We start from the raw sequence: 13028 nt of genomic DNA on the forward strand, positions 1-13028 counted from the left end.
GCGCGAGCAGAGGGGATGTGCCGTGTCCTTCGGACCGCGGGGATCAGGGGGACCGGACGGTCCTGACCGGCCGGAAGGGTCCACGGGACCGGAGGAGCCCGGCGGACCGGCGGGACCGGCCGACCGGGCGGCGGGGGGAGAGCGGCGGCGGGTCGCCGGGCGTTACCGGCTGGACTCGCGGCTCGGCCGGGGCGGCATGGGCACCGTCTGGCGGGCGTACGACGAACTGCTGGGCCGGCGGGTGGCCGTCAAGGAGCTCCACGTGGACGCGGGCACGGCCCCGCACTCGGTACTGCGGGAGGCCCGCGCGGTCGCCCGGGTACGCAACCCGCACGTCATCGTGGTGCACGACGTGGTCCTCGAAGAGGGCGTCCCGTACATCGTCATGGAGCTCGTCGACGGCGTCTCGCTCGCCCAGCGGATGGCGGTGCGCGGGCCGGTCTCCGCACCCGAGGCGGCGCGGATCGGGCTGGCGCTGCTCAGCGCGTTGCGCGCCGCGCACGCCCTGGGGGTGCTGCACCGGGACCTCAAGCCCGCCAACGTCCTGGTGGAGGAGGCGACCGGGCGCGTCGTCCTGACCGACTTCGGCATCGCCCAGCTCGCCGGGTCGACCACCATCACCGACGCCGGGACCTTCGTCGGCTCGCCGGAGTACACCGCGCCGGAGCGCATGCAGGGCGCGCAGGCCGGCCCGGAGACCGACCTGTGGTCGCTGGGGGCGCTGCTGTGCGCCGCGCTGACGGGCCAGTCGCCGTTCCACCGCGACTCCCTGGGCGGGGTGCTGCACGCGGTGGTGGAGGAGGAGGTGCGCCCGCCCCTGGCGGCCGGGCCGATCCTGCCCGCCGTACGGGGGCTGCTGGAGCGCGACCCGCGGTGCCGGATCGGCGCCGTCGAGGCGGAGCGGCTGCTGAGGGCGTACCTGGAGACGGGCACCACCCCGGAGTACGTCCCGCTGGACCCGCCCGCGCAGCCGCCGCGGCCCCGGCCGCCGCTCTCCCGGTGGGGCGGCAGGCGCCACACCCCCGCCCCGCCGCGCGACCCGCGCACCGGCCCACGGCCCGGCTACCCGGGGTACGCCTCGCACCCCACCGGGACGCACCCCGTCGGCACCCACCCGGCCGGGGCGCACCCCACCGCCACGCACCTGACCACGCCCCCCGGCGCGCAGTCCCGCGCCCGCGGCGCCACGCCCCTGGTGGCGACCGCGCTGCTCGCCGCCCTCGCCGGGGCGGGCGCGGCCGGTGTGCTCCTGCTGCGCGGGGAGGGCGAGGGCGGCGGTGGACGGACCGCGGCGCCCCCGCCGGTGACCACCGTGACCACGGTGACGGCCACGCCCCCGGCGGGCCCGGCGGGCCAGGGCGGCACCGCCGCCCCGGTGCCCGAGGGGTACCGCAGCGTCCTCGACCCGCAGGGCTTCTCGCTGACCGTCCCCGAGGGCTACGAACGCTCCGCCGACGACCGGCGGGTCTATTACACGTCGCCTGATCAGGCGTTCCGTATCGGGGTCCGGACCCAGGCCCCCGTCCCCAGCGGGCCGCTCGGCACCATGCGCCTGGCCCACGCCAACGGTCCGCGCACCCACCCGGGCTACCGGGACGCCAGGGTCGTCGCCACCACGCACAACGGGCTGCCCGCCGCGCTCTGGGAGTTCGTCTGGGACGGCTTCTCCTCGCAGGAGGACTCCCGGCGCACGTACGACCTGTGCTGGGACGAGAGCGGCCGGATGTACGACGTGTGGGTCTCGGGGCCGGTGACCAGGCGGGACGAGGTCAAGCGCCACTTCGACACCCTGCTGGACTCGTTCGTGGTGGAGCGCTGACTTCCGGCCGTTCCGCCTCGCCGTGGATCTGCCAGGATGTGCGCCATGACGAACCACGGGGGACGAGCCGACGAGCCCACGAGCTACAGCCTGCAGCCACCCGCCCCGGCCCCGCGGACCGACCCGTACGCCGCCCAGGTGCCGCCGCAGGGCACGCCGCACCCGCCCACCCGGCCGGCCGGTACGGCACCCCCCGCGCCGGCCGCCGCACCGGTGCCGGAGTCCGGCGCCGGCCGGGTCGTCGGCGGCCGGTACCGGCTGGTGGCCCGGCTCGGCCACGGCGGCATGGGCACCGTGTGGCGGGCCCACGACGAGGTCGTGGACCGTGAAGTGGCCGTCAAGGAGCCCCGGGTGCCGGACCACGTCGACGACCGGGAACGCGCCAACGTCCACCTGCGCATGCAGCGGGAGGCCCGCGCCGCCGCCCGGATCGACCACCCCGCCGTGGTGACCGTGCACGACGTCGTCGTGGAGGACGGCAGGCCGTGGATCGTGATGGAGCTGGTGCGCGGCCAGTCACTCGCCGACCGGCTCCAGGAGGGCACGCTCGACGTCCGTGAGGCCGCCCGTGTCGGGCTCGCCGTGCTGGGCGCGCTGGACGCCGCCCACGGGGCGGGGGTGCTGCACCGGGACGTCAAGCCGGACAACGTGCTGCTGGGCCGGGGCGACCGGGTCGTCCTGACCGACTTCGGCATCGCGCAGGTCGAGGGGGAGCAGGGGCTGACCGAGACCGGGTCGTTCGTCGGGTCACCGGAGTTCATCGCGCCGGAGCGGGTGCTGGGGCAGCGGCCGGGCCCCGAGTCGGACCTGTGGTCGCTGGGCGTGGTGCTGTACGCGGCGGTGGAGGGCATGTCCCCGTACCGGCGCTCCAACACGCCCGCCACCCTCCAGGCGGTGCTCTCCGCCGAGCCCCAGACGCCCGCGCGCGGCTCCGGCGCGTTCGGCACGCTCGTGATGCAACTGCTGCGCAAGGACCCCTCGGCGCGGCCCGGCGCGGCCGAGGTCCGCGCGGTGCTGGAGGCGGTGGCCCGGCCGCCCCGCCGGACCGCCGTCGCCGGGCCGTACACCGGGGCCGCCGGGAGCGACGCCGCGAGCGCCTGGGTGCCGCCGGCCCTCCGGGGCAACCGCAAGGCCGCGTACGGGCTGCTGGTCGGGGTGCTCGCCGCCGCGCTCGCCCTGGTCCTGATCGTCGCCGACCCCTTCGCGGGCGACGAGCTGCCCGCCGACTGGATCGTCCGGCCGGAGAACGAGGTCGTCTCGGCGGAGGTGGCGGTGCCCAAGGAGTACCGGCGGGTCGAGGGGGACGACGCCTCCAGCGTCGCCTACCACGACCCCAGCGGTGTCTTCGGCATCCACCTGGAACGCGTCGACCTGGCCGAGGACGAGGACGCCCTGGCGCCGGACCCCGCCAAGTGGGCCGCCCACTACGACGCGGGCGGCAAGTACGGCACCGAGATCAAGGCGGCGGACACCGAGACCAGGAGCGTCCAGCACCAGGGCAGGAACGCCTCCGAGGTGATCGTGGACTTCACCCCGCCCGGGGCGTCCGGCGACGACCCGGTGCGCCACCGCTGGCACGAGCGGTACATCGTCAAGGACAAGAACGTCTACTGGCGGCTGCGGGTGTCCATGCCGGCCGAGGGCAGGGCCGCGCGCGACGGCGAGGCGCTGTACGACCAGGTCGTCCAGCGGCTGCGGTTCCAGGGGCTGTGACCGTCCGGCGCGGGCGGGCGAGGCGCTGATCAGCGCTTATGTGCCAGCGAACGCTGGCACGGTGTGAGCGGCCGTGAAAAGCTGTTACCGGCGGGTACCGAAAGGGTCGCGCGGGGCTTACCCTCGCCCCCATGACGGACACGCCCCAGACGGACCCGGCCCCGACGGACTCCTCCCCGGCGGGCCCCGCCCCGGCGGGCCGACCGGCCGGCGCCGCGGCTCCCGGCCGGAACCCGGTCGCCCCCGCCCCGGCCGGTGCCCGCACCGCCGCCGACGTGGTCACGCCCGAAGTGGTCGCCCAGCTCACCCGGGGCGTCATCGGCTCCGGCCGGACCGCCAACCACACCCCGTTCACCGGTGAGCGGCTGGCCGAGCTGCCCGAGTCCACCCCCGAGGACGTCGCCGGGGCGTTCGCGCGCGCCCGCGCCGCCCAGCCGGTCTGGGCGGCGACGCCGGTGCGCGCCCGCGCCGCCGTCCTGCTGCGCTTCCACGACCTGGTCCTCCAGCGGCAGGGGGAGGTCCTGGACCTCATCCAGCTGGAGACCGGCAAGGCCCGGCTGCACGCCCACGAGGAGGTCCAGGCGGTCGCCGTCGCGGCCCGGCACTACGGGCGCCGCGCCGCCGCCTACCTCCGGCCGAAGCGGCACACCGGTGTCGTACCGGCCCTCACCAAGGTCACCGAACTGCGCCAGCCGCGCGGTGTCGTCGGGCAGATCGCGCCCTGGAACTACCCCCTGGAACTGTCCGTCGGCGACGCGCTGCCCGCCTTCGTCGCCGGCAACGCGGTGGTGATGAAGCCCGACACCGGGACGGCGCTGACCGCCCTGTGGGCCCGGGACCTGCTCATCGAGGCGGGCCTGCCGGCCGAGGTCTTCCAGGTCGTCATCGGCGAGGGCCCGGTCGTCGGTCCGGAGGTCGTCCGGCACGCCGACTACGTCTCCTTCACCGGTTCCACCCGCACCGGCCGCGAGGTCGCCCGGGGCGCCGCCGACCGGCTCGTCGGCGTCTCCCTCGAACTGGGCGGCAAGAACGCCATGCTGGTCCTCCACGACGCCGATGTGGAGAAGGCCGCCGCGGGCGCCGTACGGGCCTGCTTCTCCTCGGCCGGCCAGCTCTGCGTCTCCATCGAGCGCCTGTACGTCCACGAGTCCGTCGCCGACGCGTTCACCGAGCGCTTCGTGGCCCGGACCAGGGCCATGCGGTTGGGCAACTCCCTGGCGTACGGCGCCGACATGGGCTCCCTGGTCGGCGAACGGCAGCTGCGGACGGTCACCCGGCACGTCGAGGAGGCCGTCGCCAAGGGCGCCACCCTCCTCACCGGCGGTGCCGCCCGCCCCGACATCGGCCCGCTGTTCTACGAACCGACCGTCCTGGAAGGCGTCGAGGAGCCGATGGCCGTGTGCACCGAGGAGACCTTCGGGCCCGTCGTCTCCCTCTACCGCTTCACCGACGAGGACGAGGCCGTCGAGCGCGCCAACGCCACCCCGTACGGCCTCAACGCCAGTGTCTGGACCAGGGACGGCCGCCGCGGCCACGCCGTCGCCGCCCGCCTGCGCACCGGAACCGTCAACATCAACGAGGGGTACGCGCCCGCCTACGGCAGCGTCCAGTCGCCGATGGGCGGGATGAAGGACTCCGGTCTCGGCCGGCGGCACGGCTCCGAGGGCATCCTCAAGTACACCGAGGCCCAGACGGTGGCCCAGCAGCGCCTGATCCCGCTCGCCCCGTCCCTCGGCATGGACGACGAGAGGTACGCGGAGTTCATGACACGTTCCCTGAAGGTGATGAAGGCCCTGCGCCTGCGCTAGCCGGGCGTCCCCGCAACCCGCCCCTTCCCGCCCTCTCCGGTACGAGGAGTGCCCATGCCTCAGGTCCCGCCTGCCCAGAACCAGGAAGCCGCCCCGGCGGAAGCGGCCTACGACTACGACGTCGTCGTGGTCGGCTCCGGCTTCGGCGGCTCGGTGGCGGCCCTGCGCCTGACCGAGAAGGGCTACCGGGTCGGGGTCCTGGAGGCGGGCCGCCGCTTCACACCCGAAACCCTGCCCAGGAACTCCTGGGACCTGCGCAACTACCTGTGGGCGCCGGCCCTCGGCCTCTACGGGCTCCAGCGCGTCCACCTGCTCGGCAATGTGATGGTGCTCGCGGGCGCCGGAGTCGGCGGCGGCTCCCTCAACTACGCCAACACCCTCTACGTACCGCCCGAGCCGTTCTTCCGGGACCGGCAGTGGGCCGCCATCACCGACTGGCAGGCCGAACTCGCCCCGTACTACGACCAGGCCAGGCGGATGCTGGGAGTGCGGCTCAACCCCACCACGACCCCCTCGGACGTCCACCTCGAGGCGGCGGCGCGGGCGATGGGCGTCGGCGACACCTTCCACCTGGCGCCGGTGGGCGTCTTCTTCGGTGACGGCGAGGACGCCGACGGCACGGCGAGGGCCCGACCCGGCGAGAGGGTCCCGGATCCCTACTTCGGCGGCGCCGGTCCCTCCCGCCGCGCCTGCACCGAGTGCGGCGAGTGCATGACCGGCTGCCGGCACGGCGCCAAGAACAACCTCACCGAGAACTACCTCCATCTCGCCGAGCGGGCCGGGGCGGTCATCCACCCCATGACCACGGTCACCGCCGTCACCGAGGACCCGGACGGCGGCCACCGCGTCACCACCGTCCCCACTCACCGCCGCCGCAAGGCCGCCCCCCGGACGCTGCGCGCCCGGTACGTGGTCGTCGCGGCCGGCACCTACGGCACCCAGACCCTGCTGCACACCATGAAGGACCAGGGGCTGCTGCCGCGCCTGTCCGACCGCCTGGGTGAACTCACCCGCACCAACTCCGAGGCCCTGGTGGGCTCCCAGACCACCGACCGGCGCTACCGCCGGCGGCACGGCGCCGCCCGGGCCGACTTCACCCGGGGCGTGGCGATCACCTCGTCCATCCACCCCGACGAGAACACGCACATCGAACCGGTCCGCTACGGCCGGGGCTCCAACGCGATGGGCTCCTTGTCCATCCTCCAGGTGCCCTACGCCGAGAAGCGGGTACGGGCCTGGCTCGGCAACGTCGCCCGGCACCCCCTGCTGGCCCTGCGCTCGCTGTCCAACCGCCGCTGGTCGGAGCGGACCATCATCGGCCTGGTCATGCAGTCGCTGGACAACTCCCTGACCACCTACCGCAAACGCGAGGGCATCGGGAAGGGACTCCTGACCGCCCGCCAGGGCCACGGCGCTCCCAACCCCAAGCAGATCGCCGAGGGCACCCGCGCCGCCTCGCTGCTCGCCGAGGAGATCAACGGCTTCGCCGGCTCCAACATCGGCGAACTGGTGGGCACCCCGCTCACCGCCCACTTCCTGGGCGGCTGCCCCATCGGCGCCGCGCCGGACGACGGTGTCATCGACCCGTACCACCGCCTGCACGGCCACCCGGGCATCTCCGTCGTCGACGGCGCCGCCGTCTCGGCGAACCTCGGCGTGAACCCCTCGCTCACCATCACCGCGCAGGCGGAACGCGCCATGTCCTTCTGGCCCAACAAGGGGGAGGCGGACCCCCGCCCGCCGCAGGGCGAGCCCTACCAGCGCCTCGCCCCGGTCGCCCCGGTCGCCCCGGCGGTACCGGCGGACGCCTTCGGCGCTCTGAGGCTGCCGTTCCTGGGCATCCCGGCGGTCCCGCCGAAGAAGTGACCCCGGCCCCGGGGCCGAAGAAGTGACCCCGGCACGGGAAGGGCGCTGCACCCCCCTCCGAGTGCAGCGCCCTTCCCCTGTCCCATGGGCGTTGACACATGGATGACCCACAAACCGGTGAATTGGTTGCCCGGCGATCGACAGAAATCTCATGTGTCACGCGTCACAGGCATGTGCGGGCGGGCGATGCCGCACCAGAGGGCCCCGCGCCGGTCCTGGCGGGGCCCTCGATCCCGCCGCCCGGGCGTGCCGGGGAGAGCCTGGCCGGACACCGCCCCGGGTGGTGCTCCGAGGGGTGCTGGACGGCCGCGCCGGACGCGGGTCAGAGGCCGGACCGGGCGCGGGTCAGGTCGGACCGGACGCGGCCGGCCCCGGGCGTCCCCGGAGCCGGCCGCTCTTTCGGTGACCGGGCTGCTGTCCCCTGCCGTCCGGTCACGCGCGCCGGGGCGAGGTCCCACGGCGTGCCATCGGCACGCCACACGCCCCGGCGGAGCCACGCGTGGTTCCTTCGGCCCGCCCCTGGCTGGCACGGACACCGGGACCAACGAGGCCCGCGCGGGTGCGGGCACGCGCCGTACGGGTGAGAGCGGCCCCGCACGCGGGCCGGCGCGGTCCCGGGCGCCCCGCGCCGCCGGACCTCGCCCACCGCCCGACCCGCTGCGACTCGCCCACCGGGCGACCCGCGGTGACCTCGCCGACCGGGCGATCGCCGCGGCCCGGGGTCCGCGCCGTCCCCGCGCACGCCCGCCCGGCAACCCGTCACCGGGGGCGTGCCGGCCGCCTCACACCCGGCCCCGGCACAGCTCCAGCACCGTCATCGCCAGCGAGGTGCCGGGCTTGCCCAGCGCCTCGCGGTAGTGGCCGAGCACCTCCATCTCGCGCGCGAGGTGCACCCGGCGCCCGCCCGAGGTCAGACGGGCCTCCTGGATGACGGCCGAGACGGCGATCCGCTCCTGGATGAGGCCGATGATCCGGTCGTCGAGCGCGTCGATGCGCTCGCGGGCGTCCCGGACCAGGCGCGCGGCGTCGTCGGTACGGGCGCCGGTCTTGTCGGTGTCGAGGTTCACTGCGGTCATGGCGGGGGTCCTCTGCGTCCGGCCCCGGGGCTGTGACCCGGCCCGGAGAACGACGAGGCGCCCCGGGCCTTGTCGGCCCGGGGCGCCTGGGAAGTCGCTCGTCAGTTGCTCAAGCAGCACGACCACGGCAGCCGGACGGGCCGGGTGCCATAGGTAAAGACGAAGGTCGGGAGCTTGCGCATGCGCCCAGTATGGGCCATCCGCCCACCGGGTCGAGCCCCGGTTCGGATGGTGAGACAAAGGGTGTCCCCCGCCCGGCCGGTAGAATCGACTACACAGACCCCTCAATCCCGCCGGAAGGCCGCCGTAGTGTCATCAGCGAATCCCGCTGCCGCGCCCGACGCCGTACTCGTCGTCGACTTCGGCGCGCAGTACGCCCAGCTCATCGCCCGCCGCGTCCGTGAGGCCCGGGTCTACAGCGAGATCGTCCCGTCCACCATGCCGGTGGCCGAGATGCTGGCCAAGAACCCGAAGGCGATCATCCTCTCCGGCGGCCCGTCCTCCGTGTACGAGGAGGGCGCCCCCCAGCTCGACCGTGAGATCTTCGAGGCCGGCGTCCCCGTCTTCGGCATGTGCTACGGCTTCCAGCTCATGGCGAAGACCCTGGGCGGGCAGGTCGACAACACCGGCGCCCGCGAGTACGGCCGTACGCCGCTGCGCGTCACCAGGAACAGCTCCACCCTCTTCGAGGGCACCCCGGCCGAGCAGCCGGTGTGGATGTCGCACGGCGACGCCTGCTCCGCCGCTCCCGACGGGTTCACCGTCACCGCCTCCACGGACGTCGTGCCGGTCGCCGCCTTCGAGAACGACGAGAAGAAGCTGTACGGCGTGCAGTACCACCCCGAGGTGATGCACTCCACGCACGGCCAGCAGATCCTGGAGCACTTCCTCTACCGGGGCGCGGGCATCGAGCCGGTGTGGACCACCGGCAATGTCATCGAGGAGCAGATCGAGGCGATCCGCGCGCAGGTCGGTGACAAGCGCGCCATCTGCGGGCTGTCCGGCGGCGTGGACTCCGCGGTGGCGGCGGCCCTCGTCCAGAAGGCCATCGGGCCCCAGCTGACGTGCGTGTACGTCGACCACGGCCTGATGCGCAAGGGCGAGACCGAGCAGGTCGAGAAGGACTTCGTGGCCGCCACCGGCGTCCAGCTCAAGGTCGTCGACGCGCAGGAGCGGTTCCTGGCGGCGCTCGCCGGGGTCTCCGACCCCGAGGAGAAGCGCAAGATCATCGGCCGGGAGTTCATCCGGGTCTTCGAGCAGGCCCAGGCCGAGATCGTCGCCGAGGCCCCCGACGACCAGCCGGTGGAGTTCCTGGTGCAGGGCACCCTCTACCCGGACGTGGTCGAGTCCGGCGGCGGCACCGGCACCGCCAACATCAAGTCGCACCACAATGTGGGCGGCCTGCCCGAGGACCTCGAGTTCAAGCTGATCGAGCCGCTGCGCAAGCTGTTCAAGGACGAGGTCCGGATGGTCGGCCAGGAGCTCGGCCTGCCGGACGAGATCGTCCAGCGCCAGCCGTTCCCCGGCCCCGGCCTGGGCATCCGGATCGTCGGCGAGGTCACCCCCGAGCGCCTGGACCTGCTGCGCGAGGCCGACGCCATCGCCCGTGAGGAGCTCACGGCGGCCGGCCTGGACACCGAGATCTGGCAGTGCCCGGTGGTCCTGCTCGCCGATGTCCGCTCGGTGGGCGTGCAGGGCGACGGGCGCACCTACGGCCACCCGATCGTGCTGCGGCCGGTCTCGTCCGAGGACGCCATGACGGCGGACTGGACGCGGATGCCGTACGACGTGCTGGCGAAGATCTCGACGCGGATCACCAACGAGGTGAAGGACGTCAACCGCGTGGTGCTCGATGTGACGAGCAAGCCGCCGGGCACCATCGAGTGGGAGTGACCCCACCAGGTCACCCCCTCCCGGAGCCGTCGCTCACTCCTCGTGGGCGGCGGCTTCGAGCGTGAAGTCGTCGTAGTGGAAGCCCGGCGCGACGACGCAGCTCACCAGGACCGCCTCGTCGCCCGCCGGCTCGGCGGACTGCCAGCAGCCGGCCGGGACCAGGAGCTGCGGCTGCTCGCCGGTCTCGACCGAGGGGCCGAGCACCAGGGGCTCCCCCTCGCCCGAGGGGGCGTCGCCGGTGCCGCCCAGGGTCAGCCGCAGTGGCCCACCGCGGTGCCACAGCCACAGCTCGTCGGAGCGCACCCGGTGCCACCGGGAGCGCTCGCCGGGGTGGAGCAGGAAGTGGATGCCCGTCGCGTGGGCGCGCGGCCCGGGGTAGCCCTCCGGGGTGGTGGAACCGGCCGTCCGCCAGGTCTCCCTGAACCAGCCGCCCTCCACATGGGGCTGGAGGCCGAGCAGCGCGACGAGAGGTGAGGTGTCCGTCATGGCCGCATCCTCCCCGGCCGGCCCCCCGGCCACTCGCCGGGCCCGGCGGCGCTCGCGCCGCTCGCGTTGAGGGGCGTGCCCTGCCGGCACCGGGAGCACACGCCGGCACCGGTGAAAAGCGGGCACGGGCCGGGCCGTGTGGATGCGCCGGCGCACCCGCGCTCGGACCTCGCGCCGCCGGGCACCTCGCACCCGGGAGGGAGGCGGGCCGCCGGTGTGAGCGGTGGCCGGGTACGCCGCGTATCCATGGACGTGGAGGCCCGGGACAATCGGACCCGGGGCGACTGCGTGGAGAGGCGGACCGGAATGACGCACACCTACCGGACGGCGGGGACGACGCCGAGGTACGACCAGCCGCGCGGGTGGCGGGCCGGTGCCTCCCGGTACGCCCTGCTGCCGCTGCGCGTCTTCCTCGGCGTCACCTTCGTCTACGCCGGCCTCGACAAGCTCACCGACGGGAGGTTCCCGGCCGCTTCGGGCGCCGGATCGGTCGGGGACACCATGCGGGCCGTCCGGGACACCTCCGCGTGGCCCTGGCTGGTCGACCTGGCGCTGCGCGGCCCGGAGGGCTTCGGGTACGCGATGGCCCTCGGTGAGCTGGCCGTCGGGGTGGGGACCCTGGTCGGGCTGTTCGCGCGGCTCGCGGCGGCCGGCGGGGCGCTGATCTCGCTGAGCCTGTGGCTGACCGTCAGCTGGGCCTCCGACCCGTACTACTACGGCAACGACCTCGCCTACCTGATGGCGTGGCTGCCGCTGGTGCTGGCCGGGGCCCCGGTGCTCTCACTCGACGCGGCCCTGGCCGCGCGGCGGCGTCGGACGCGGTAGTGCGCCCAGGTCGCGGTGGCCGCGAGGAGCAGGCCGCCCGACAGCAGGGGCACCACGGCGTACCAGGGGGTGTGCCAGGAGCCGGCGGCGTCGCCCCCGTACAGCGCGGCGACGGCCAGGCCGGTGGCGCCCGCCACCAGCCGGCCGGGGCGGAACTCATGAAGCAGCACGGGTGACCTCCACCTGTCCGACGGCCGCGTTGAGTACCAGGTCCAGGGTGCCCGCCGGGGCCGAGCCGCCGGGCGGCGGGATCGTCCGGGTCACCTCCCGGTCCGGCGCGATGTCGATGTCGCGCGCCGGGTCCGACGGCAGCCGCAGGTCACCCAGCCCCACCTGGGCGCGCACCTCGACGGTCACGTCCCGGGGTACGACGATCCGCAACTGTCCGGCGCCGACCTCGGCGGCGACCCGCACCGTCCGCCCGGCGGGCACGGCCACGGCCGACAGGTCCAGGGTGCCGACGCTGGTGTCCAGCTCGTAGCGGGGGCGCACCTCCGCCACGCTCGCCGGCCGCCACTGCGTCCGCGCCCAGTCCGTGTCGATCTGCTTCGGCACCAGCGAAGCGCCCGCCAGCAGCAGGGCGGTGACCACTGTCATGAACACCGTGCCGAAGCCGGTGCGGCCCAGGAACGAACTGACCACCAGGCCGAGCGCGAACACCGTCAGCGCGCACGCGAGACCCAACTGCAGGCAGGTACCGAGCGGCTGCTCGCCCCACCGGGCGGCCGTACCGGCCCCGCCCGCCAGCAGCGCCAGCAGCAGCACCGGGCCGCCGATGGAGCGCGGGCCGCGCGAGGCGGGCACGGCCCCGGCGGCCGGGCGGGGCGGCCACCGGCCGCCGGCGGGGGCACCGCCCGCCGGCCCGGCCCCGGCCGGTACGTCACGGGCCGGCGGATCGCCCGGCGGCGGGTCGGCGGGTGACATGTCCGGCGGCCCCCACAGGTAACCGAGCGCCACCGGTCCCGTCGTACCGTCCTTCACGATCGGGTCGCGCCACCAGGACGGGGCGTCGGGGGGCGGCGGGGCCTTCGTCTCGGGCGGGGCCTCCGCCACCGCGTGCGCCGTCGCCGGGTCCAGCGGGGCCTCCGCCTCGACGGCCAGCCGCCGGCGCCGCGACCAGACGGCCGCGCCGCCCACCGCGATGACCAGCAGCAGCGAGAAGGACACCGTGCCGCTGGTGGCCATGGTGGACAGGAACAGCCCGCACCCGGCGAGCGCGGTCAGCACCGCCGTGAGCGAGGCCCCCGCGACCCGGCCGGACAGCAGCCGTCGTGCCTCGTTCTCGTCCTCGCCCTCCGCCGGTATCGCCAGCCAGGCGAAGCCGTAGAGAATCAGCCCCATGCCGCCGGTCAGCGCGAGCACCGCGACGCCGATCCGGAAGATCACCGGGTCGAGGCCGCAGTACCGGCCGAGCCCGCCGCACACCCCAGCCACCCCTTTCCGCCCCGGCGTGCGGCGCGGCGGCGGACGCGTCGGCTCGGTCTCCGGCGGGACGGACGTCGTGCTGGTCATACGTCCATGGTGGCGGGCGGGGCGGCCCGG

10 protein-coding genes are annotated in these 13028 nt (G+C 74.9%); 6 read left to right on the forward strand and 4 right to left on the reverse strand.

Annotated elements, in window-relative coordinates; all coding sequences use genetic code 11:
• Positions 1-196: 196 nt before the first annotated feature.
• The 4 genes from AB0H53_RS16100 (at position 197) to AB0H53_RS16115 (ending at position 7206) form a co-directional block, all read left to right on the forward strand.
• Positions 197-1819 carry a serine/threonine-protein kinase gene (locus AB0H53_RS16100; RefSeq protein WP_362112574.1) on the forward strand — a complete coding sequence of 541 codons (1623 nt, stop codon included), beginning with the start codon at positions 197-199 and terminating at the stop codon, positions 1817-1819.
• A 45-nt stretch (positions 1820-1864) separates the two neighbouring features.
• Entirely contained in the window at positions 1865-3532 is a 1668-nt protein-coding gene (locus tag AB0H53_RS16105; protein WP_362112577.1) for a serine/threonine-protein kinase, read from the forward strand.
• A 131-nt stretch (positions 3533-3663) separates the two neighbouring features.
• On the forward strand, positions 3664-5340 hold the full coding sequence (locus AB0H53_RS16110) for a succinic semialdehyde dehydrogenase (protein ID WP_362112580.1): 1677 nt from the start codon (positions 3664-3666) through the stop codon (positions 5338-5340).
• A 54-nt stretch (positions 5341-5394) separates the two neighbouring features.
• Positions 5395-7206, forward strand: a complete 1812-nt coding sequence (locus tag AB0H53_RS16115) for a GMC family oxidoreductase (RefSeq protein ID WP_362112583.1) — start codon at positions 5395-5397, stop codon at positions 7204-7206.
• Between the two features lie 782 nt (positions 7207-7988).
• On the opposite strand, the gene AB0H53_RS16120 is transcribed toward AB0H53_RS16115, so the two are convergent.
• Complete coding sequence (locus AB0H53_RS16120) at positions 7989-8282, reverse strand: chorismate mutase (RefSeq protein ID WP_362112586.1); 294 nt, start codon at positions 8280-8282, stop codon at positions 7989-7991.
• Positions 8283-8591: 309 nt separating this feature from the next.
• Here AB0H53_RS16120 and guaA point away from each other — a divergent pair, with 309 nt between their 5' ends.
• Positions 8592-10175: a glutamine-hydrolyzing GMP synthase gene (gene guaA, locus AB0H53_RS16125; protein WP_362112589.1), complete on the forward strand. Its 1584-nt coding sequence runs from the start codon at positions 8592-8594 to the stop codon at positions 10173-10175.
• Positions 10176-10208: 33 nt separating this feature from the next.
• Here the strand turns inward: guaA and AB0H53_RS16130 are convergent, their stop codons facing one another.
• Positions 10209-10661, reverse strand: a complete 453-nt coding sequence (locus tag AB0H53_RS16130; protein ID WP_362112592.1) for a cupin domain-containing protein — start codon at positions 10659-10661, stop codon at positions 10209-10211.
• Positions 10662-10967: 306 nt separating this feature from the next.
• Here AB0H53_RS16130 and AB0H53_RS16135 point away from each other — a divergent pair, with 306 nt between their 5' ends.
• Positions 10968-11486: a DoxX family protein gene (locus AB0H53_RS16135; RefSeq protein WP_362112595.1), complete on the forward strand. Its 519-nt coding sequence runs from the start codon at positions 10968-10970 to the stop codon at positions 11484-11486.
• Here AB0H53_RS16135 and AB0H53_RS16140 read toward each other — a convergent pair.
• A complete protein-coding gene (locus AB0H53_RS16140; protein ID WP_362112598.1) occupies positions 11393-11656 on the reverse strand; it encodes a hypothetical protein in 264 nt (87 codons plus the stop codon). The genes AB0H53_RS16135 and AB0H53_RS16140 overlap by 94 nt on opposite strands.
• On the reverse strand, positions 11643-12998 hold the full coding sequence (locus tag AB0H53_RS16145) for a PspC domain-containing protein (RefSeq protein ID WP_362112601.1): 1356 nt from the start codon (positions 12996-12998) through the stop codon (positions 11643-11645). The genes AB0H53_RS16140 and AB0H53_RS16145 overlap by 14 nt, the downstream gene beginning before the upstream one ends.
• Positions 12999-13028 lie beyond the last annotated feature (30 nt).

The sequence above is a fragment of the Streptomyces sp. NPDC050856 genome (genome assembly GCF_040653855.1).
GTDB lineage: Bacteria > Actinomycetota > Actinomycetes > Streptomycetales > Streptomycetaceae > Streptomyces.

What these genes read in the sequence shown, in the direction of transcription:
- AB0H53_RS16100 (WP_362112574.1), top strand. Translation starts at nt 197, where the DNA reads ATGGGCACCGTCTGGCGGGCGTACGACGAACTGCTGGGCCGGCGGGTG.
- AB0H53_RS16115 (WP_362112583.1), top strand. Translation starts at nt 5,395, where the DNA reads ATGCCTCAGGTCCCGCCTGCCCAGAACCAGGAAGCCGCCCCGGCGGAA.
- AB0H53_RS16105 (WP_362112577.1), top strand. Translation starts at nt 1,865, where the DNA reads ATGACGAACCACGGGGGACGAGCCGACGAGCCCACGAGCTACAGCCTG.
- AB0H53_RS16110 (WP_362112580.1), top strand. Translation starts at nt 3,664, where the DNA reads ATGACGGACACGCCCCAGACGGACCCGGCCCCGACGGACTCCTCCCCG.
- AB0H53_RS16120 (WP_362112586.1), bottom strand. Translation starts at nt 8,282, where the DNA reads ATGACCGCAGTGAACCTCGACACCGACAAGACCGGCGCCCGTACCGAC.
- AB0H53_RS16135 (WP_362112595.1), top strand. Translation starts at nt 10,968, where the DNA reads ATGACGCACACCTACCGGACGGCGGGGACGACGCCGAGGTACGACCAG.
- AB0H53_RS16145 (WP_362112601.1), bottom strand. Translation starts at nt 12,998, where the DNA reads ATGACCAGCACGACGTCCGTCCCGCCGGAGACCGAGCCGACGCGTCCG.
- AB0H53_RS16130 (WP_362112592.1), bottom strand. Translation starts at nt 10,661, where the DNA reads ATGACGGACACCTCACCTCTCGTCGCGCTGCTCGGCCTCCAGCCCCAT.